Genomic DNA, 20,063 nt, shown 5'->3' with positions numbered 1-20,063 from the left:
ACAATCTAGTAATACTGCTGTTCGATGGGGATCGTGCGGTTTCCCGGGACCCGCAGGCAGGCGCAGAGGAACACAGCAGGGTACGTGAGGAAGAGGTCGAGAGATGAGCCAGCAGCAGCACCCGAGGTCCACCGCCGAGAACGCCGGCCCCTTCCCCCTCCGGGCGGTCCAGGAGGATCCCGGACCTGCCGCGGGGATCCCCGTGCACTGCGGCGAGCACATGCCGGTGCGCGTCCTCGACTTCGCCGAGGTGCAGGACCGCGTCAACCACACGGTGGCCCAGGCGGCCGTCGAGGGCCGGCGGGTGCACGCCTGCGGCTGCGGGTTCCTGCAGGAGACGCCGCTGCCCGGGGGTGCGACGGCGTCGATCGTCCCCGACGGCGAGACCATGCTGTTCCGCCCGTTCTTCACCCGGCGGGTCCTGGCCGCGGCCGGACGGGTCGAGACCGCCGAGTGGTCCTTCGACCAGGCCCTGGCGGACGCCGGGTCCCTCGCCGCCCAGGACGCCGAGGAGCAGGCGCAGCGCCTCTGCGCCTTCGAGGCCGGCCTCGAGGCCGAGCGGTGGCGGCTCGACCAGGCCGTCGAGACGCTGCGCGACGAGCTCCGCCTGGCCGTGCGCCACGGCGTGCCGATCACCCTCCTGGCCCGCGAGGCCGCCCTCGACGAGACGGACGTGGTGGACCTGCTCCACCTGGGCGATGTCCCCGCGCAGTCCCGGGCGAGCGCGTCCGAGGCCGCGCTCGCCGCGGCCTGCTGAGCCCGACCCCTTTCCGCCGGGACGCTGTCACCGGGCCGTTACGCTGGAGCTGTCCCGAACGCCCCCCGCGCCCCGGAAGGACGCCCGTGAAGTCGATCGTCGCGACCCTGCTCGTCCTGGCCCTGGTGCTGACCTCGGCCGGGGCACTGCTGACCACCGTGGACGCCCAGGAGTGGCTGCCCGTCGTGGCGCTCGCCGCCCTCGCCTATCTCGGCACGTTCACCCTGTACCGGCGCGTGCGGGACCGCTACGCCGACCGTTACGCCGACCGCCGGGACTGATCCCGGCGGGAGCGGCGCCACGCCCGCCACGCCCCGGTGGACCACAGGGCCCACAGCACGAGCAGCGGCTGGAACAGCAGGCGCACGCCCCGGGCGCGGTCGGTGTCCAGGCCGAAGGCGTCGGTGCGCGTGAGGTACTGCGAGACGTTGCCCGGGAACACGGCCACGAAGAACGCCGCGGCGAGCCACCCGAGCAGCACCCGCCGCCGGGGCAGGAGGACGAGCGCGGCGCCGAGCACGATCTCCACCACCCCGGAGCCGAGCACCACGGCGTCGTCGGGCACGGGCATCCACCCGGGCACCTGGGCCGTGAACTCCTGGCGGGCCACGGTGAGGTGGCTGATCCCGGCGCCGAGCAGGACGAGCCCCAGGAGGACCCGCGCGAGCGTGCGCGGCAGGGATGTGGCGGGGGCCCCCGGCCGGGCGGACGATGTCATGCCCGCAGATTAACAGTCCCGGGTCAGGAGCGGTCGAAGTCCGCCTTGCGGATCAGCCCGTGCACCCCCACGGTGCGGTCCACCACCTGGGAGATCGCGAAGTCCGCGGCGGCCGAGAGGTAGGCGTAGGCCACGGCCCGGTCCATGCCCCTGTCGGTCTCGAGGAAGTCGAGGGCGTTGACCACGGCCCGGCGCATCGCCACGTCCAGGTCGGACCCCTGACCCCCGGCCGCCCCGTCCGGGTCGGAGAGCCCGATCGGGATCCAGTGCTCGTCGGTCTCCGCGAAGGGGTAGGCGTGGGCCACGGAGGGCGCGTCCCCCTCCCCCGCCTTGCAGACGGTGAGCCGGAACGTGCCGCGCAGCGAGCCCTCCATCGCGGTGAGCGCCACCTCGCCGTCGCCCATGGCCATGTGCGGGTCCCCCACGTAGAACAGGGCGCCGTCCGTCTGCACGGGCAGATAGAAGGTGGAGCCGACGCCCAGGTGGCGGATGTCGATGTTGCCGCCGCCCAGCGTCGGCGGGATCGAGTTGAGCAGGCCGTCGGTGGGCCCGGCACCCTGGGCGTAGGCGACGCCCATCATGCCCATGAACGGTCGCAGCGGGAAGCGGACCCGGCCTTCGCCCATCACGCCCTGGCCCCTCTCGACCGGGGTGAACACCGAGACGGTGCCGTAGTCCTCCGGTTCGCCCGTGGCGCGGCCGTCCGTGCCGACCGGGGGCATGACCTCCTCGAGCTCGATACCGGCCGGGGCGCCGCCGTCCGCGGCGCGCGGCAGCGCGCCCTTGCCGTGGCGGCTGGAGACCACCCCGTACGGCACGCGCAGGTCGGCGTGCAGGGTCTCGATCTTCAGGACGTCGCCCGGCCGGGCCTCCTCGACGAACACCGGGCCGGTGACCACGTGCGGGCCGTCCCGGTCGAAGTCCCGCTCGGTGCGGTCGTAGTCGCGGGCGATCTCGATCGCGTCCTCCAGGACCTGCCCGCGGGACACCCCCTGCTCGCCGAAGAACTCCAACGGGTCCCGGCCCTGGTCCTCGAGGATGCCCTCGTGGGAGACGGCGTCGATGGTGACCGTCCGTCCCGAGCGCATCCGCAGCGAGGGCTCGGCGTCCAGGGACGGGACGTATCCCCACAGCACGCCGTCCACGTCAGAGGGCAGGTAGTGGTCCCCCGGAATCCGGCCCTTCCCGGGCTGCAGGACGGTGCCCCGGAACCCGGGGCGGGCGCCGCCCTGGTGCTGGGCGCCCATCGGGACGGCCGCGGCCGCCGCGCTCAGTCCCGTGCCGGTGACCGTGCCGGCGGCGGCCACAGCGGTGGCCGCCCGGAAGAAGGTGCGCCGCCCCAGGCCCCGCTGGAGTTCGTCGGCGGCGCGGCGGGCGAAGTGCTCACTCATGGGTGTCTCCTGAGGTCAATGGCATGCTGCTCGAATGCCTATGACCCTAGGGATACGGTGTTTCGGGTTCGGGGTCCCCGTGTTTCCGCGCCGTGACGGCGTGCGCCGGCGCCGGGACGGGAGTTTGGACAGGTCACCGGACGCCCCGGCCGTGGTGCTACCGGCGGCGACAGCCCGACCTCGTCGTCGGGACCGCGCACGGACGTCCGCGTGACCTGCGTCACCCACAGTAGGGGGTGACCGGGGGGTCTCGCCTGCTCCATGCGAAATATGACGATTACGAATGCACATCGATCGGAACGGGTGGAAGTGCCCGTTGCGAGCGGGTCGCTCAGGCGAAATCGGCCTTGCGGATCCGGCCGTGGGCGCCCGCGGAGCTGTCCTCCAGCCGGGTGACGGCGAACTCCGCGGCGCTCGAGAGGTAGGCGTGGGCGATGGGCCGGTCCATGCCGCGGTCCCGGGCCAGGAAGTCCACCCCGGCGCTCACGGCCCGGTGCATGGCCGCGGTCAGGCAGAACGTGCGCTCGTCGACGTCCTCCGAGCCCGAACGCCCGACGACGATCCAGTGCTCGTCGGTCTCGGCGAACGGCTGCCGGTGCGCCACGGCGGGCACGCCCTCGGCGCCGGTCCGGCACACGGTCACCCGGAAGGTGCCCCACAGGGGCTGTCCGGCCGCGCCCAGGGCCCGGTGGAGCTCCCGGGGGCAGAAGACGGCGCCGTCCGCGCGGACCGGCAGATAGGCCGTGCACCCGGTCCCGAGCGGCCCGGGGGACGCCTCGGGGTCCACGACGTGGAGGACCTCGACCTTGAGCACGTCGCCGGTCCGGGCCGCGGGCAGGAGCACCGGGCCGGTGACCACGTGCGGGCCGGTGCCTTCGAGGGCGGGGACGCCGGGCGGCGGCGCGGCCGGGCCGGCATCCGGAGAGGCATCCGGAGAGGCTTCCGGGGCCGCCTCGGGGTCCTCCGCCCGGGGCGACGGGCGGTCGTCCCGGCCGGGGACCGCGGCGGGCTGCGGGCGCCGGAAACCCGGCACGCCCAGACCGGAGGAGGGGTGGGCGGCCCGCGCGGCCGCGGCGCGGGCCCGCGCGGCCTCGTCCGGATCCGGCTCGGTGGGGACTGGCTGTGCAGGGACTGGCGGGGTGGGGACCGGCTCTGTGCGGGCGGGCCGGACGGCCGTGCCGCCCACCACCCGGAGGAGCGGCCGCCGCGCGTGCGGGAGCACGGGCGCGGGTCCTGGTCCGGCGTGCTCAGTCATGGGCTGCTCCTTGGGGGCGGGGCGAGCGGTACTGCTCCGACTGTAGGAAGTCCGTGTTACTGCACCGGGCACGAAGTGTTTCCGGAGCATGACGGACCTCATCACGAGACGAAGCATGCCACGGACGGGCGAACAAGCCCCACAAATGACAATTGCGACGGAACCGCTCCCGCGCTGCCCCCTGCGCACGACCTAGTCTGGCCGGATGGAAGTCCACAAGGCCCAGGCGTTCCTCGCCGTCGCGGAGGAGCTGCACTTCGGCCGCGCGGCGAAGCGCCTGCACATGGCGCAGCCGCCACTCAGCCGCCTGATCCGGCAGCTGGAGGCCGAGCTGGGCGCCACCCTGTTCGAGCGCAACACCCGCCACGTGACCCTCACGCCGCAGGGCGAGGCGCTGCTGGAGCCGGCCCGGGAGCTCGTCATGCTCGCGCTGCGGATCAAGGACGTGGTCCGCAAGTCGCAGGAGGGCGAGATCGGGCGGGCGAGGCTCGGCTTCGCCGGGGCCTCCGTGAACCAGGCGGTGGGCGAGCTGGCGCGCCAGGTCCGGCGCCGGCGCCCCGGGATCAGCCTGGAGCTCTACAGCTCGCAGTTCTCCTACCTGGGCCTGGAGAAGGTCCTGGACGACTCCCTGGACCTCGTGATCGGCCGTTGGGACTTCCTGCCGGCGGAGATCAGCTCCCGGCTCGTCGCCCTCGAGGAGCTGCTCGTCGCCCTCCCGGAGAACCACCCGCTGGCCGACCGCGAGTCGGTCGACGCCGCGGACCTCGCCCAGGAGGCGTGGATCGTGCTGCCCGGCGGGGCGGGGGCCACGCTGCCCAACCGGCTCAACACGCTGGCCATGAACGCAGGGTTCGTCCCGCGCGTCGTCCAGGTGGCCCCGGACTCCTGGACGCTCGTGGTCCTCGTGGGCGCCGGGATGGGCATCTCCCTCATCCTCTCCAGCGTCCGGGACAACGTGCCGTCCCGCGGCGTGGTCTACAAGCCGCTCACACAGGAGCAGAAGCCGGTCGAGGTCCGCCTCATCTGGCGCCGCGGGAACGTCAACCCGGCCCTGCAGTCCGTCATCGAGATCTCCGAGACGGTGTTCCCCGAGCCGGAGGGCCCGCTGCCCGCCCCGGCCCCCCGCCTTCCGTGAACTCACCGCTCCGGCCCGAGACCCGCTGACTTGTCGGGACCCTTCGGGCCGGAGCGGTGACTTCACCGCGCCCCCGTCGCCGAACTCACCACGTCTGCCCGAGACCCGGCGGTTCGTCCTGGCGTCTCGGGCAGAGGTGGTGAGTTCGGCGCGAGGGGGAGGGCGAGGCGCTCAGCTGAAGGCCGAGATCCCGGTGATGTCCCGGCCCACGAGCAGCGCCTGGATGAAGTCGGTGCCCTCGTAGGTGGAGACGACCTCCATGTCCGTCATGTGCCGGATGACGTGGTTCTCGAGCAGCAGGCCGTTGCCCGCCAGGAGGTCGCGGGCCTCGTTGCAGATCCACTTGCCCTTCTGCGCGGTGGCCATCTTCACCATCGAGGCCTGCGCGTTGGACAGCTGGCCGCGGTCGGCGAGCTCGGCCATGCGGACGCACAGCAGCTGCATGGCCGTGAGCTCGCTGAGCATGTTCGCCAGCCGGGACTGGACGAGCTGGTAGCTGCCGATGGCGTGGCCGAACTGCCGGCGGGTCGCGGCGTAGTCGGCGGCGATCTCGAAGGCCGCCATGCCGTGGCCCACGGCCTCCCAGGCGGCCCCGCCGCGGGTGGCCTGCAGGACCCGGGAGACGTCCTTGAAGGACCGGCAGTGCTCCAGCCGGTTCTCGGCCGGGATGCGCAGGCCCTCGAGCACGATGTCGGCCTGCTGGATGGCGCGCTTGCCGACCTTGCCCGTGATCACCTCGGGGCGGTAGCCGGTCGGGTGGTTCCCGTCGTCGTCCTTCTCCACGACGAACGCGTTCACCTTTCCGTCCTCGGTGTTGCGGGCGAAGAGGACGACGACGTCGGCCGCGTCCCCATTGCCGATCCAGCGCTTGTGCCCGTCGATCACCCAGGAGTCGCCGTCGCGGCGGGCGCTGGTCTCCAGGGCCACCGAGTCGGAGCCGTGCTCGGGCTCCGTGAGCGCGAAGGCCCCGGTCTTCTCCAGCCGCGCCATGGCCGGCAGCCAGCGGTCCTTCTGCTCCTCGGACCCGAGCATGTTCAGGGCCCCCATGCACAGGTTGCCGTGCACGCCCAGGAACGTGTTGATGCTGCCGTCGGCGCGGGCCATCTCGCGGGCCACCATGCCGGCGGCCCGCCGGCTCATCCCCGGGCAGCCGTGCCCCTGGATGGTGGTGCCGATGATGCCGAGCTCGGCCAGGCCGGGCAGCAGCTCCCAGGGGAACTCCGCGCGCTCCCAGTAGTCGTTGATGACGGGGAGCACGCGCTGCTGGGCGAAGTCGCGCACCCGGTCCCGGACGGCGATCTCCTCCGGCGTCAGGTCGTCGTCCAGCCGGAAGTAGTCGGAGGTCGCGGCTCCCGCGCGGACGGCGGCCGGGGCCTCGGTCGAGGGGGCGCTCGAGGTGGTGGTCATGGTCGGTCCTTTCGTCGGCGGGTCCCAGGACCCGCGGTGGTCGGTGCGGTCGGAGGTGCCGGGCGTTCCCGGCGGGTGGCCCGCAGGGTCGCGAGCAGGCCCAGCGCGGTCAGGGCGACCGCGGGGAAGACGAGGATCGAGGCGCCGGTGGCCCACGCCAGGGAGACCCCGGAGTAGCCCACGGCCATCGAGAGGAAGCGGATCATGTTGTGGATGCCGATCGCGGTCCCCGAGCCCCCGGCGGGCGAGAGCACGAGCTCCGTGGCCGCCGCGCTCTGGGCGAAGGCGATGCCGGTCCCGGCGAGCACGAGCCCCAGGACCACCAGGGACACGATCACCCAGCGGGCCACGCCGAGCCCGGACGAGACCATGGCCAGGGTGACCACCGGGGCGGCGACCACGAGGATCAGGACGCCGCGGCTCAGCTGGATCCCGCTGCCGTGCCGGCGGCCCACCCGGGCCGCGACGGGTCCCGCCGCCGTCATGGCCAGCGCCAGGGTGAAGACCACGGCGCCGATCTGGGCGGGCCCCAGGTCCAGGTCCGAGCCGAGGAACAGGGGCATGGCCACGATGGCCACCGCCATGGAGCCCATGGCCAGTCCCGCTCCGGCCGCGGCCGTGAGATAGGCGGGGTCCCGCAGCAGGGCCGGGTCCAGCAGGGGCCGGGGCGCCGTGGCGTCCCCCGCGGCGCGCCGGAACCGCCGCCGGGAGAGGTGGGCGAACAGCCACCAGCCGAGCACCGCGCAGGCCGCGCTCGCCGCGGCCCACGACCACGGACCGGACTGCCCGGCCAGCAGCACGGCGGCGGCCGTCGACCCGCCGCCGACGACGAGCCAGGCCATCGCGGACACGTGCATGGGCGGGCGCCGCCGCCCGATCCGGGGCATGAACACCGCGAGCAGGAGCATCAGCACGAGCACCAGCCCGGCGTGCACGGCGAAGACCCAGCGCCAGCCCAGGGCCTCGGTGAGGACGCCGCCGAAGGGCGGGCCCACCGCCTGCCCCACGCCGATGGCCGAGGCCCACGCCCCCATCGTCTGCGCGGTCCGCTCCGGCCAGGTGGTGACCAGGGCCGCCTGCACGCAGGGCGGGATCGCGCTGCAGGCCGCGCCCTGCACCATCCGGGCGAGCACGAGGGACTCCATGCCCGCCGCAACGGCCGCCGTGAGCTCCGCGAGGACCATGACGCCCAGCGCCGAGATGAGGAAGGCCTTGACGCCGAGCCGGTCGCCGAGCCACCCGGCGAGCGGGACGGCCGTGGCCATGGCGACCGTGAAGGCGCTCACGGCCAGCACCGACTGCTGGGCCGTCATGCCGAGGTCCGTCTGGATGACGTACAGCGGCGCGTTGATCACGTTCGAGGACATCGTGCCCAGCGCCGTGGTGCCCAGCAGCGCCGGGTAGGCGATCCGCCGCGCCCGCAGGCCGGGCCGGCCCCTCCGGAACGCGGTCATGCACGCACGGTCACGGCGTCCGGCTCGGGCTCCGGCTCCGGCTCCGGGACGACGACGCCCTCCAGGGCGGCCCGCACCGGGTCCGGCAGCGGCGTGGAGCGGCCCGTGGCCGGGTCCGTCTGCACGAGCACCGTCCGGGCACGGGCCGCGACCTGCCCGTGCTGGACCAGCTCGTAGGCCACCGTGTAGGACGACCGGCCGACCCGGGAGACCCACACCCGGGCCGTGAGCTCGGGGCCGTGGTCGATGGAGCGCAGGTAGTCGAGCGCGAGGGACACCACCACGCGCGGATGCGCGGGGTCCGGGACACCGTCCTCCCCCAGCCAGGAGGCGATCGCCGAGAGCCGTGCCTCCTCGATCAGGGTGACCACCCGGGCGTTGTTGACGTGCCGGTTGAGGTCCTGGTCGGACCAGCGCACGGGCAGCACGGTGGTGTGGACGGCGTTCACGACGCCTGCCGGACCGCGGGCTCGCCGCGCTCGAGCCAGGCCAGGACGCGGTCCCGGTCGCCGTCGAGCCGGGGCGGGGCCTGCGTGTAGTCGACCGGGGTGCGGCTGAAGTCCACCGGGTGGCGGACCGTGGGGATCTCCCGGTCCCCCGTTCCGGCCAGGACCACCGGGTCCAGGCCGAGGCCCTCCGCGAATCGGACGCCCTCGTCCACCCCGAGGATCGGGGCGCAGGGCACCTTGACCGCCTTGAGCAGCTCGAACCAGTCCTCGGCGTCCCGGGCGGCGAGCCGTTCGATCATCAGCCGGCGCAGCTCCACCCGGTGGGCGTTGCGCGCGGAGACCGTGCTGAACCGCTCGTCCTCGGCGAGCTCGGGCGCCCCGAGGCACCGGCACAGCCGGGCGAACTGCCCGTTGTTGCCCACGGCGATGACCATGTCCTTGTCCCGGGTGGGGAAGGGCTCGTAGGGGTAGAGGCTCGGGTGCTCGTTGCCCATACGGGTGGGGACGCTGCCGCCGGCCACGTAGGCGGCGGACTGGTTGACCAGCCCGGACAGCGCCGAGGTCAGCAGGTTCAGCTCCACGTGCTGGCCCGTCCCCGAGGACTGCCGCTCGTGGAAGGCGCCCAGGATGCCGGTGGCGGCGTGCAGGCCCGTGATCACGTCGAAGAGGGCCACGCCCGCCCGGTACGGCTCGCCGTGCTGGCTCCCGGTGAGGCTCATCATCCCGGAGAGCGCCTGGGCGAGGAGGTCGTAGCCGGGCAGGTCGGCGCCGCCGGCGGTGCCGAAGCCGGTGATCGAGGCGTAGACGAGGTCCGGGCGCCAGGCGCTGACGCTCTCGTAGTCGAGGCCGTAGCGCGCCAGTCCGCCGGGCTTGAAGTTCTCCACCAGGATGTCCGCCCGGGCGATGATCCGCTCCACGACCGCGAGCTGCTCGGGGTCCGAGAAGTCCAGGGCGATCGAGTGCTTGTTGCGGTTGACCGAGAGGAAGAACGTGCTCTCGCCGTCCCGGTGGGGCGGGACCCACGCGCGGGCGTCGTCCCCCGCGGTGCTCTCGACCTTGATGACGGTCGCGCCCATGTCCGCCAGCAGCATGGTGCAGTAGGGGCCGGCGAGCACGCGGCTGAGGTCCGCCACCACCACCCCGGCGAGCGGGCCCGTGCCGGGGCGGCCGAAGATCTCCTGCAGGGCGTGCGCGTCCTCGAACTGGCTCATGGTGTCTCTCCTCGTCGTCGCTTCTCGTCCGGTGCTCGTCCCCGGTGGTCGTCCGGGGCTCGGCCCGGGAGTTCGTGCGGTGCTCAGCCGGCGTACTCGTACCAGCCGCGGCCGGTCTTGCGGCCGTACCGGCCCTGCTCGTAGAGCTTCTCCACGGAGGGGTGCGGGAGGTCGGCGGGGTCCCCGCTCTGCTCGTGCTCGGCCAGGCGGATCAGGTAGGACACGTCGATGCCGACCAGGTCCATGAGCTCGAACGGCCCCATCGGGTGGCCGAGCGCCGTCCGCGCGGCCACGTCGATGTCCTCGAAGCTCGCCACGCCGTCGGCCTCCAGGCGCAGGGCCTCGTCCCGCAGGGCTCCGAGGAGGCGGTTGGCCACGAACCCGGGGACCTCGTGGTGGAGCCGGACGGGCTGCTTGCCGAGCCGGCGGGCGAGCTCCATGGTGGTCTCCACCGTGGCCTGCGAGGTCTGCGGATTGCGCACCACCTCGACGCAGGCCATGACCAGCGCCGGGTTGAAGAAGTGCATGTTGCACACGCGGTCGGGCCGGCCGGTCGCGTCCATGAGCAGGGACGAGGGGATGGTCGAGGAGTTGGTCGCGAGGATCGCGTGCTCGGGCGCGGCCTCGTCGAGATCGGCGAACAGCCGGCGCTTGATGTCGAGGCGCTCCACGGCGGCCTCGAGCACGAAGTCGGTGGAGCGCGCCGCCTCGAGCGAGTCGGTCGTGTACGCCATCCGGGCGAGGGCGGCGTCCACCTCCTCCCGGCTCCTGCTGCCCTTCTCGGCGAGCCGGTCGAGGCGGCGGCGCACCTCGTCCCGGGACCGCTCGAGGGCGGCGGGGTCGAGGTCGCTCGTGGTGACGGTGTAGCCGGCGAGGGCGAAGACCGCCCCGATCTGGGTGCCCATGGCACCGGATCCCACGACCAGGACGTCGCGGACGGCGTCGATGCTCGGCTGGGGGTTCATGTTCTGCTCCTCGGGAAAGTGGTGCGGGACGTTGGTGGGGGGTGCGGGACGGTGGGGCGCGGGACGGTGGGGCGCGGGACGGTGGGGCCCGGAGTGGCCGCGGAAGCGGGCCGGGGACCGGCCGGCGCCCCGCGGCTCAGTCCTCGTCGCGGAAGCGGGCGGGGCGCTTCTCCAGGAAGGCGCTCGCGCCCTCGGCCTTCTCGTCGGAGGCGTAGAGCAGGGACTGGGCCAGCCGCTCGAGCAGCAGCCCGGTGCGCTGGTCCGTCTCGGCGCCGTTGCGCACCACGAGCTTGGCCAGCCGCACGGCCAGGGGCCCCTTGGCGAGGATCGTCTCCGCGGTGGCGAGCGCAGTGTCCATCAGCTCCTGCGCCGGGACCACGCTGGTCACCAGTCCGATGCGCAGCGCCTCCTCGGCGTCGATGATCCGGCCGGTGAGGATCATCTCCTGGGCCCGGCCGAGCCCCACGAGCCGGGACAGCCGCTGCGTGCCGCCGGCGCCGGGCAGGATGCCGAGGTTGGTCTCGGGCAGCCCGAACCGGGCGTTGCCCGCCGCCACGCGGATGTCGCAGGACATCGCCAGCTCGTTGCCCCCGCCCAGCGCGAACCCGTTGACCGCGGCGATCGTGGGCAGCTCGAGGTCCTGGATCCGGTCGTAGAGGCGCTGCATCCGGGCCCGCAGGCCGTCCCGCAGCGTGTAGCCGACCAGCTGGGAGATGTCCGCGCCGGCCACGAAGGACTTCTCCCCCGCGCCCGTGAAGACGACGGCGCCGATGTCCTCCCGCCGCTCGAACGCGTCGAGCGCGGCCTCGATCCCGTCCAGCACCCCGAAGTTCAGGGCGTTGCGCACCTCGGGGCGGTTCACGGTGACGACCGCGACCCTGCCGCGCAGCTCGGTCGTGACGGTGTCCGTCCCGGTGTCGACGGGACGGCCCGCGGTCGTGCCCGTCGTGGTGTCGCTGGTGGTGTCCGTGGTGGTGTCTGTCATGTCGGGTCCTTCCGGTCAGACGGTCGCGGTGGCGGGTTCGGGGGCGCGCGGGACCGTGGCGTCGTCGTCGTCCGTGGGCCCGGCCTTCACGGTCAGGAAGGTGAGCAGCACGCTCCCGGCCACGAGGGCCAAGCCGAGGACGGCGGTGAGCGGCGTGGGCAGGAAGAGCAGGAACCCGCCGACGGCGGCCGCGGCCCGGAACAGCGCGGGCATCCGGCGGTCGAAGCCGACCGTCCAGCCCTCGATGGCCGAGGCCAGGGCGTAGACCCCCACGATGCTCAGGGCGAAGGCCAGCAGGATCCGGCCGGGCGAGTCCTGGGCGACCAGGGCGGGGTTGAGGGCGAAGCCGAACGGGACGATGTACTTCACCGCGCCGAGCTTCATGGCCGCCACGCTGGTGGCCATGGCCGGGGCCTTGGCCAAGCCGGCCGCGGCGAAGGCGGCGAGGCCGACCGGCGGGGTGATGTAGGAGACGGACGCCCAGTAGATGACGAACAGGTGCGCCGCGAGCGGGTTGACCCCCAGGTCGATGACCGCCGGGACCATGACGATCGCCAGGAACACGTAGGCCGCGGAGATCGTCATGCCCATGCCGAGGATGAAGCACGTGACGGCGCCGGCGATGAGGATGAGGACCACGTTGTCGCCCACCAGGGAGACCAGTTCGCGGGCCAGGGACAGGCTCACGCCCGTGGCGGTGAGGCCGCCGACGATCAGGCCCACGCCCGCGATGATGCCGATGATGTTGCTCAGCGTCCGGCCGCACTCCACCAGGAAGTCGGTGAACTCCCGCAGCCCGAACTTCTGGCCCGGGCGCAGCACGGCCACGATCAGCAGCACCAGGATCACCCAGTACGGCACCTGGGTCTCGGAGTTCGTGAGGAACAGCAGCCCGGTCAGCAGGCCCAGGGCCATGACGTAGGGCCAGCCCCGCACGAGCGTGCCGAGGGTCCGGGGCAGCAGGTTCACGGGCACGCCCTGGAGCCCGTTGCGGGCGGAGTAGCCGTCCACCTGCAGGTAGATGCCGAGGAAGTAGAGGACCGCGGGGATGGTCGCGGCCACCAGGATCTCCGTGTAGGGCACGCCCACGAAGGAGACCATGAGGAACGCGGCGGTGCCCATGATCGGCGGGGTGATGGACCCGCCGGAGGAGGCCGTGGCCTCGATGCCGCCCGCGTAGGTGGGGCTGAACCCGGAGCGCTTCATGGCCGGGATGGTCATGGGCCCGGTGGTCAGGACGTTGGAGACCGCGCTGCCGCTCATCATGCCCATCGCGGCGCTGCTGGCCACGGACACCTTCGCCGCGCCGCCGCGGTACCGGCCGAAGATCGACATGGAGAGGTTGTGGAAGAAGTCCGCGCCGCCGGTGTGCTGCAGGGCCACCCCGAAGACCAGGAAGCCGATCAGGATGGTGGCCGCGGTCTGGATGGGCAGGCCCAGCACGCCCTCGGCCCCCATGATGTGCACCTGCGCCAGGGTGGGGAGGTCGTAGGTGACGCCCTGCAGGACGCCGATCGGCAGGTTCTCGGCGACCAGCGGGTACAGGGAGAACAGCAGCGCGATGACGGTGACCGTCAGCCCGCCGGTGCGGCGCAGGGCCTCGAGCACCACGAGCCACAGCACGAACGCGGCGACCGTGGCGGTGGTGGGCGCCATGAACTCCCAGCCGTAGTTCTTGATCCGGGTCCCGTTGAGCGCGAAGTACACGCACACCGCCGCGGAGACGGCCATGAGCAGGACGTCGAACCACTGGATCCGTCGCTCCCGGCCCGCGCCGGCCGCGGTGCTGCCGCCCCGGTCGTCCCCCTGCTGGGCCTCCACCTGCTGGGCGAGCGGGATCTTGCGCACGGGGTTGACGATGAACACCACCGGCAGGAAGACCGCCAGGATCAGGTAGAGGTAGGAGTTGGTCAGCAGGGACAGCCCGCCCACGTTCCAGAAGAACACCTGGTTCATGGCCAGCAGCACGCCCAGCACGGTCAGGACGATCACGACCGTCCGCCAGAACGGGGTCACCCGGGTCTCAGTTCTCATCGTCGTTCCCCTCGTCGTCCTGGCTGTCCAGCTCGTTCTGCTTCCATTCCGTCCAGTTCTGCTCGAGCTCCTCCTCGGAGGAGGACTCGACGACGCCGGGCCAGGCCTCCCGCATGCGCTCCCCGCGCTCGATCAGCTCGTTGTTCTTCCGCTCCAGCTCCTCGGTCCACACGCCGCGCTCCTCGAAGTAGCGGACGGTCCCCTCGTGGAACGGGACCACCAGCGGCTCCTTCAGGACGGTGTCGAAGGCGAACTGCTTGGTGTCCGGGGTGGTGCCCTCGTAGTGCTCGTAGTTCTCGACCATCGCCTTCACGAGGTGGTAGACCTCGTCCGCGTCGCGGGAGCCCATCGTGGTGAGCGGGATCGTGTACTCGAGGACACGGGCGCTCTCGCCCTCCTCCAGCCCGGCGCCCCGCGTGATCTCGCCGACCGTGACCATGGGCATGAGCTCCTCCCAGGTCTCGTAGCGGGCCGGGTCCGGGTCGTCGAAGGTCAGCCACTTCACGTCCGTGCTGGACGCCAGCTCATCGATGTTGGAGCCGACCGTGTTCTGGTACAGGGCGTCGATCTGGCCCGCCTCGAGACCGGCGATCTGCTCGCCGTAGGAGATCGGGACCTGCTCGACGTCGTCCCAGGTGAGACCGCCGTAGTTGAGGAACCCCTCCATCTTGTTGTTGATCGAGGTGTTGGCGGTCAGCCGGGGGAACCGTTTGCCCTCGAGGTCCGCGAAGGAGTCGATGCCGCTGTCCTCGCGCACCAGCAGGCCGTAGTTGCCGGGCGGCGCCCACACCATGCGCATGTCCTGCGGGCCCCACACCTCGCTGGCGTACTCGTAGTCGCCCTCGAAGGCGTAGTAGTACTCGTCCCCGGCCCGCGCGTAGTCCACAGTGCCGTTCACGAGCGGGGCCAGCCGGCCGATGCCGGTGTCGGCGGTCATCAGCCGCACCTGCACGCCCTCCTCGTTGGTGAGGGTGTTCGCGATGGCGGCGAGATCGTTGTAGGTGCCGGTGCCCACGTTGTAGGTGGACCACACCAGTTGCTGCGGCAGGCCGTTGGGGCCCACCGGCTCGTCCCCCGCGGCGCCGGCGCAGCCGGTCAGGCCCAGCACCGCGACGGCGCCCAGGGCGGCGAGCCGTGTTGTCGTTGTCGTCATGATGGCCTTTCGACGTGCGGTGGTGGCGCTCAGCGCCCGGAGAAGGAAGGGTCTCGGCGGTCGAAGAACGACTGCTTGCCCTCCCGGAAGTCGGAGGTCCCGAAGAGGACCGGCTGGTGGTGCCGCTCGAACGCCAGGGCGTCCTCGAGCGAGCCCGAGGCCTCGCGGATCCCGCGCTTCACCGCGGCGACGGCGAGCGGGGCCCGCCCGGCGAGCTCCCCGGCGCGGGCGACCGCGGTGCCGAGCACGTCCGGGTCCGGCACGAGGTGGTCGACCAGGCCGGCGTCCCGGGCGGTGCCGGCGTCCACCGGTTCGGCCTCGAGCAGGATCCGCCGGGCCCGGGCCGCACCGACGCGCTGGACCAGCGAGTGCACCAGCCCTCCGTCCGGGGCCAGGCCCAGGCGGGTGAACGGGAAGAGGAACCGGGCACTCTCGCCGGCCACCACCACGTCGCAGCAGCACACCAGGCCCACGGCCACTCCGGCCGCGGGCCCGCTCACCGCGGCCACGACCGGCTTGTCCAGCTGCGCGAGCTCCTGCACGAGCCCGGCCACCTCGGCCATCCGGCCGGCCGACTCGGCGGGGCCGGCCGGTGGCATGGCGGCGAGGTCGCCGCCGCCGCTGAAGCAGCGCCCCGCGCCGGTGAGCACCAGCGCACCGACCTCGGGGTCGGCGGCGAGCTCCGCCAGCGCGGCCCGCAGCCCGGTGCGCAGCTCGTGGCCGAGCACGTTGCGCCGGCGCTCGTCGTCGAGCGTCACCACGGCCACGGCACCGGCGCGTTCGACGCGCACCTGGGGCGGGGCGTCGACGGCGGTGGGGGACGAACGGGTCACAGGAGTCCTCCGGGGGTCAGCGAATGTCGTGCAGATCACATTTCCACGACTCACTGTGAAACTTCAAATACCTAATGTGGTGTTCAGTGATACCTATAGCTCAATTAAGCGGGGAACCGTGTTGCGTGGGTCACGAATGCGTCATCCTCGTCGAAGGCATCCGCGCACCCCGACCTCCAGGAGGACCCATGACCACCGCCGCGACCGACCTGCTCAACGTCGAAGCAGACCTCAGCGCCGAGGAGCTCGAGACCCGGGACACGGTGCGCGAGTTCGTGGACCGGAGGATCCGGCCGAACATCGCCGGGTGGTTCGCCGACGCCGTCTTCCCGCAGGAGATCGTGCCCGAGATGGCGCAGCTCGGGCTGCTCGGCATGCACATCCAGGGCTACGGGTGCGCCGGGAAGTCCGCCGTGCAGTACGGCATCGCGATGCAGGAGCTCGAGGCCGGGGACTCCGGTCTGCGCACGTTCGTCTCCGTGCAGGGCTCGCTGGCGATGTCCGCGATCGCCAAGCACGGCTCCGAGGAGCAGAAGCAGCGCTGGCTGCCCGGGATGGCCGCCGGCGAGATCATCGGCTGCTTCGGCCTCACCGAGCCCACCGCCGGCTCGGACCCGTCGACCATGGCGACCACCGCGGTGCGGGACGGCGAGGAGTGGGTCCTCAACGGCGCCAAGCGCTGGATCGGGCTCGCCTCGATCGCCCACGTGGCCGTGATCTGGGCCAAGGCCCTCGACGGGAGCGGGCAGGAGCGCGTCCGGGGCTTCCTCGTGCCCACGGACACCCCCGGGTTCACGGCCACGCCGATCGAGCCGAAGCTGTCCATGCGCGCCTCCATCCAGTGCGACATCTCCCTCGAGGACGTCCGGCTGCCGGCCGACGCGATCCTGCCGCACCACCCCGGTCTGCGGGGACCGTTCTCGTGCCTCAACGAGGCCCGCTACGGGATCGTCTGGGGCGCCCTGGGCGCCGCCCGGGACAGCTTCGACGCCGCGCTGGCCTACTCGCAGCAGCGCATCCAGTTCGACAAGCCGCTCGCGGCCTACCAGCTCTCGCAGGCGAAGCTGGTCAACATGGCCCTGGAGATCCAGAAGGGGCAGCTGCTGGCGCTGCGCATCGGGCGGCTCAAGGACGAGGGCCGCCTGGAGAACCACATGATCTCGGTGGGCAAGCTCAACAACTGCCGGATCGCGATCGACGTGTGCCGGGAGGCGCGCACGATGCTCGGCGGCAACGGGGTCACGCTCGAGCACTCGCCGCTGCGCCACGCCAACAACCTGGAGTCGGTGCGCACCTACGAGGGCACCGACGAGGTGCACACCCTCATCCTCGGCCAGCAGCTGACCGGGCACTCCGCCTTCCGCTGAGCACGAACCTGCCGCCCGTCCCGACGGGGCCCGGCCGACCACGCACCGGCGTGGCCGGCCGGGCCCCGTCGGGGTCGGGAGACCACGGCCCGGGCGGCCGGCGGCGCCGCAGGACCTGACCAAGATCACACCGGGAGGCCTGGGGGGCCGGGGCGAACGCGCGTAGCATCGAAAGTTGCCCCTTCCTCTTTGCTCGGGCTCGATGACGTGCTCGTTCCCCGTCCCTGCGCCCACACCGGAAGGACCCGCCGTGTCCGCACCCCGCACCGCCCTGCTCCAGGTGGTCGACGCCCCCGGCCCCGTCGGCACCCGCCTCGCCATCTTCGCCCTCGCCCTCGGCGGCTTCGGCGTGGGCACCACCGAGTTCGCCTCGATGGGCCTGCTGCCGTTCATCTCCGAGGACTTCGGCGCCTCGATCCCCGCCGTCGGCCAGTCCATCTCGCTCTACGCCCTCGGCGTGGTGGTCGGCGCGCCGCTCATCACGTCCCTCGCCGCCCGGATGGAGCGCAAGACCCTGCTGCTGGCCCTGATGCTCACGTTCGTGGTGGGCAACGGGCTGTCGGCGGCCGCGCCGTCCCTCGAGTGGCTGTACGCCGCCCGGTTCCTCGCCGGCCTGCCCCACGGCGCCTACTTCGGGGTCGCCGCGGTGGTGGCCTCCTCCCTGGTGGCCCGCGAGCGGCGCGGCACGGCCGTGGCCCGGGTGATGCTGGGGCTCACCATCGCCAACATCGTGGGCGTGCCGTTCGCGGCGGCCCTGGGCGGGGCCCTCGGCTGGCGCTCCGCCTACCTCCTGGTGGTGCTCCTGGGCGCCCTGACCATCGTGGCCCTGGCCCTCTGGGTGCCTCGCACCCGCAACGAGGGCATGGCCTCCGCGGCCCAGGAGGTCCGCGCCCTCGCCCGCCCGCAGGTGGCCCTGACCCTGCTGGCCGGGGCGATCGGCTTCGGCGGCATGTTCGCGGTCTACACCTACATCTCCCCGACGCTGACCGAGCTCACCGGCCTCGACATCGGCACCGTGCCGTGGGTGCTGGCCGTGTTCGGCGTGGGCATGACCCTGGGCTCGCTGCTGGCCGGCCCGCTCATCGACCGCTCGATCGAGCGCACCGCCCTCGGCGCGGGCGCCGTGTCCGGCGTGGCCCTGGCGTTCTTCGCCCTGTTCGTCCACGTCCCCGCCGCGGCCGTCCTGGGGGTGCTGTGGATCGGCATCATGGGCTCGATCTTCACGACCTCCCTCCAGGTGCGCCTGCTGCGCGAGGCCAAGGACGCCCCGTCCCTGACCGCCGCCATGAACCACGCGGCGTTCAACCTGGCCAACGCCATGGGCGCCTTCCTGGGCGGGATCGTGATCTCCGCAGGCTGGGGCTACCGCTCCCCCGCCTGGGTGGGCGTGGGCCTGGCCGTGGCCGGCCTGCTCATCCTGGGCTACGCTGCGCAGCGGCACCGGCACGCCGCCCTCGAGACGCACTAGACCCGTCCTCCGAGGGGACGGCCCCCGCCCGGCCCGGATGCTGCTCAATCGGTGCGCTGCTCAGTCGGTGCGCTGCTCAGTCCGGGCGCTGCTCAGTCCGGGCGCTGCTCGCGCGCGAGCACGCGCCGGCGGGTGGCGCGCACCAGCCCGGCCACCAGCCGCTCGAGGGGACCCTGCCCCATGGCCTGGCGCCAGAGGAGAGCGAAGGCCATGGCCACGGCCACGTGGATCACGAACCACAGCGGCTGGTCGTAGTGCACCTCGGCGGCCAGGGCCAGCAGGTGCGCGGAGTACACGGTGAGGGTCATCGAGCCCATCGCGCTCAGCGGCAGCAACCAGGTGCCGAGGCGGCGGGCCAGCAGGAGGAAGACGCCCAGGGCGGCCACCGCCGAGCCGAGGCCCAGCAGCAGGGCCGGCGGGGTGTTGGTGTACGGGCCGCTGATCGCCAGCCACCACCACGTGGTGGTCGGCAGGGTCGGCTCGGGACCCCACACGATGATGTCGGTGACGAGCTCCTCGTCCAGGCCGGGGGTGCGGGCCACCAGCTGGTCGAAGCCGCCGGCCCGGACCACGAGCGCCCAGGAGGTCAGGGAGGCCCCGGCGGCCAGCAGGACCCCACCGAGCACCAGGCCGATCTGGACCCGGAGCCGGGCCAGGTCGAGCCGGCCGATGGCCAGGCCGGTCAGCAGGTAGGCCAGGTACGGCAGCGCGGGGAAGGTCCCCGTCAGCAGCAGCCGGGCCGCGGTGGCCCCGGGGTCCCCGATGAGGTCGAGGTAGTCCGGGTTGTAGCGCTCGACGGCCGGCAGGACGTCCCGCAGCACGTGCACGAGCACGGGGCCGGCCAGGGCGAAGAACGCCGCCCAGGCGATCAGGGCCCCTGCGGACAGGCGCAGGAAGGGGATCGCCAGCAGGAAGAAGGCCCCGTAGTAGACGAGGATGTTGACGGCCGGGACCTCGTCGATCGTGCTGCCGGGCAGCACGTGGTTGATCGCCAGCCCCAGACCCGCGATCAGCAGCGCGCGGACCACCACCCCCGCCCGGTCCGCGCTCATCGACCGGCCGGTGTGCGGTGTCCGGCCACCGGTGCCGAACGCCAGTCCCACACCGGCCAGGAGGGCGAACAGCGCCGCGGAGCGTCCGGCGAAGACGGTCCACTGCGCCGTGGGCTCGAAGGTCTCCGGGTCCCACGAGGGCAGGATGTGGATCGCGATCATCCCGATCAGGGCCAGGCCGCGGGCGGCGTCCACCCCGACGAGACGGTGCCTGCCCGGCCGCTGCGCGGAGGGCAGCGCGGCGGGCTGCGCGGCGGACTGCGCGGCGGACTGCGCGGCGGACTGCGCCCACGGCACGGTCCTCGGCGGGCGGCCTGCGGGTTCGGTCATGACAGCGGCCCCCTCGGCGCGACGCGACGGCGGGCCCCGCCCGCCGGGCCGGCCCGGAGGACCGGCGTGCACTCCACTTTTGCTCGTGCACATATGTCG

18 protein-coding genes are annotated in these 20,063 nt (G+C 72.9%); 5 read left to right on the top strand and 13 right to left on the bottom strand.

Annotated elements, in window-relative coordinates; all coding sequences use genetic code 11:
- The first annotated feature begins 103 nt into the window (after nt 1-103).
- Both Q0817_RS10915 and Q0817_RS10910 read left to right on the top strand, forming a co-directional pair.
- The gene (locus Q0817_RS10915) at nt 104-757 is read left to right on the top strand and encodes a hypothetical protein (RefSeq protein ID WP_298587150.1); all 654 of its coding nucleotides are present in this window, start codon (nt 104-106) and stop codon (nt 755-757) included.
- An 86-nt stretch (nt 758-843) separates the two neighbouring features.
- The gene (locus Q0817_RS10910; RefSeq protein ID WP_298587147.1) at nt 844-1,038 is read left to right on the top strand and encodes a hypothetical protein; all 195 of its coding nucleotides are present in this window, start codon (nt 844-846) and stop codon (nt 1,036-1,038) included.
- Here the strand turns inward: Q0817_RS10910 and Q0817_RS10905 are convergent.
- From Q0817_RS10905 to Q0817_RS10895, 3 genes are all read right to left on the bottom strand, one after another.
- On the bottom strand, nt 1,017-1,475 hold the full coding sequence (locus tag Q0817_RS10905; protein WP_298587144.1) for a hypothetical protein: 459 nt from the start codon (nt 1,473-1,475) through the stop codon (nt 1,017-1,019). The two genes, Q0817_RS10910 and Q0817_RS10905, sit on opposite strands and share 22 nt — an antisense overlap.
- Nucleotides 1,476-1,498: 23 nt before the next feature.
- Nucleotides 1,499-2,866, bottom strand: a complete 1,368-nt coding sequence (locus Q0817_RS10900) for an acetamidase/formamidase family protein (RefSeq protein WP_298587141.1) — start codon at nt 2,864-2,866, stop codon at nt 1,499-1,501.
- Nucleotides 2,867-3,197: 331 nt separating this feature from the next.
- Entirely contained in the window at nt 3,198-4,121 is a 924-nt protein-coding gene (locus tag Q0817_RS10895) for a hypothetical protein (RefSeq protein ID WP_298587138.1), read from the bottom strand.
- Nucleotides 4,122-4,326: 205 nt separating this feature from the next.
- Here Q0817_RS10895 and Q0817_RS10890 point away from each other — a divergent pair, with 205 nt between their 5' ends.
- Entirely contained in the window at nt 4,327-5,256 is a 930-nt protein-coding gene (locus Q0817_RS10890) for a LysR family transcriptional regulator (protein ID WP_298587135.1), read from the top strand.
- Between the two features lie 171 nt (nt 5,257-5,427).
- Here the strand turns inward: Q0817_RS10890 and Q0817_RS10885 are convergent, their stop codons facing one another.
- The 9 genes from Q0817_RS10885 to Q0817_RS10845 all read right to left on the bottom strand — a co-directional run bounded on the left by Q0817_RS10885 (nt 5,428) and on the right by Q0817_RS10845 (nt 15,747).
- Entirely contained in the window at nt 5,428-6,663 is a 1,236-nt protein-coding gene (locus Q0817_RS10885) for an acyl-CoA dehydrogenase family protein (protein WP_298587132.1), read from the bottom strand.
- A complete protein-coding gene (locus tag Q0817_RS10880) occupies nt 6,660-8,117 on the bottom strand; it encodes an MFS transporter (protein ID WP_298587128.1) in 1,458 nt (485 codons plus the stop codon). Before Q0817_RS10880 ends, Q0817_RS10885 begins: the two co-directional genes overlap by 4 nt.
- Nucleotides 8,114-8,566, bottom strand: a complete 453-nt coding sequence (locus tag Q0817_RS10875) for a thioesterase family protein (protein WP_298587125.1) — start codon at nt 8,564-8,566, stop codon at nt 8,114-8,116. The genes Q0817_RS10880 and Q0817_RS10875 overlap by 4 nt, the downstream gene beginning before the upstream one ends.
- Entirely contained in the window at nt 8,563-9,777 is a 1,215-nt protein-coding gene (locus Q0817_RS10870; protein ID WP_298587122.1) for a CaiB/BaiF CoA-transferase family protein, read from the bottom strand. Before Q0817_RS10870 ends, Q0817_RS10875 begins: the two co-directional genes overlap by 4 nt.
- An 83-nt stretch (nt 9,778-9,860) precedes the next feature.
- Nucleotides 9,861-10,742, bottom strand: a complete 882-nt coding sequence (locus Q0817_RS10865) for a 3-hydroxyacyl-CoA dehydrogenase family protein (protein WP_298587119.1) — start codon at nt 10,740-10,742, stop codon at nt 9,861-9,863.
- Nucleotides 10,743-10,878: 136 nt separating this feature from the next.
- Nucleotides 10,879-11,727: an enoyl-CoA hydratase/isomerase family protein gene (locus Q0817_RS10860; RefSeq protein ID WP_298587116.1), complete on the bottom strand. Its 849-nt coding sequence runs from the start codon at nt 11,725-11,727 to the stop codon at nt 10,879-10,881.
- A gap of 15 nt (nt 11,728-11,742) precedes the next feature.
- Nucleotides 11,743-13,761, bottom strand: coding sequence for a TRAP transporter permease (locus Q0817_RS10855; RefSeq protein ID WP_298587113.1), 2,019 nt, complete (start codon nt 13,759-13,761; stop codon nt 11,743-11,745).
- Complete coding sequence (locus tag Q0817_RS10850; RefSeq protein ID WP_298587110.1) at nt 13,751-14,914, bottom strand: TAXI family TRAP transporter solute-binding subunit; 1,164 nt, start codon at nt 14,912-14,914, stop codon at nt 13,751-13,753. Before Q0817_RS10850 ends, Q0817_RS10855 begins: the two co-directional genes overlap by 11 nt.
- A 29-nt stretch (nt 14,915-14,943) precedes the next feature.
- The gene (locus Q0817_RS10845; protein WP_298587107.1) at nt 14,944-15,747 is read right to left on the bottom strand and encodes an enoyl-CoA hydratase/isomerase family protein; all 804 of its coding nucleotides are present in this window, start codon (nt 15,745-15,747) and stop codon (nt 14,944-14,946) included.
- Nucleotides 15,748-15,935: 188 nt separating this feature from the next.
- Between Q0817_RS10845 and Q0817_RS10840 the strand changes: the two genes are divergently transcribed.
- Nucleotides 15,936-17,114: an acyl-CoA dehydrogenase family protein gene (locus Q0817_RS10840; RefSeq protein WP_298587104.1), complete on the top strand. Its 1,179-nt coding sequence runs from the start codon at nt 15,936-15,938 to the stop codon at nt 17,112-17,114.
- Nucleotides 17,115-17,364: 250 nt separating this feature from the next.
- Nucleotides 17,365-18,582: an MFS transporter gene (locus Q0817_RS10835; RefSeq protein WP_298587101.1), complete on the top strand. Its 1,218-nt coding sequence runs from the start codon at nt 17,365-17,367 to the stop codon at nt 18,580-18,582.
- 92 nt (nt 18,583-18,674) lie between these two features.
- Here the strand turns inward: Q0817_RS10835 and Q0817_RS10830 are convergent, their stop codons facing one another.
- Nucleotides 18,675-19,964, bottom strand: a complete 1,290-nt coding sequence (locus Q0817_RS10830; protein WP_298587098.1) for a heparan-alpha-glucosaminide N-acetyltransferase domain-containing protein — start codon at nt 19,962-19,964, stop codon at nt 18,675-18,677.
- Nucleotides 19,965-20,063 lie beyond the last annotated feature (99 nt).

This window comes from uncultured Kocuria sp. (assembly GCF_947500125.1).
Lineage (GTDB): Bacteria > Actinomycetota > Actinomycetes > Actinomycetales > Micrococcaceae > Kocuria.
The sequence above is the reverse complement of the archived record's forward strand: the minus strand, read 5'-3'. Positions and strand labels throughout refer to the sequence as shown.